Origin of the sequence: Tritonibacter sp. SIMBA_163, from assembly GCF_046535935.1 — a bacterium.
GTDB lineage: Bacteria > Pseudomonadota > Alphaproteobacteria > Rhodobacterales > Rhodobacteraceae > Epibacterium > Epibacterium scottomollicae.
The window spans coordinates 1-265 of sequence record NZ_JAWJBP010000584.1 but is presented as its reverse complement, the minus strand read 5'-3'; the positions used below and the strand labels follow the sequence as shown (position 1 = coordinate 265).

The 265-nt window shown below is 66.8% G+C and carries 1 pseudogene; it reads right to left on the bottom strand.

Features of this window, described 5'->3' with window-relative positions:
- Positions 1–218 (bottom strand): annotated as a pseudogene (locus R0J92_RS23640) (hypothetical protein); the annotation flags it as partial.
- Between the last annotated feature and the right edge of the window lie 47 nt (positions 219–265).

The window sequence follows — 265 nt, the reverse complement described above, 5'->3', positions numbered from 1 at the left end:
AGCACGGCGACGGCCTCGCCCCGCATCAGGACTTCCCGGTCTATCGGCTCGATCCAGCCGCCGTCATGGCGGCGATGGACGAGCCGGAACTTGTCCATGCGGAAGAAGCCCTGGAAGCAGGTCGACCGCTCGACCACCCGGATGGCGTCCGGACCATCGGGTTCGACGCGGCGATCGCGGTCCGGATCACCGATGTCGGTCTCGGGAGTGTGGCTCATGTCCGTTCCGTTGCGTTTGTCCGTTCCGTAGCGTTGCCGGTCGCCCT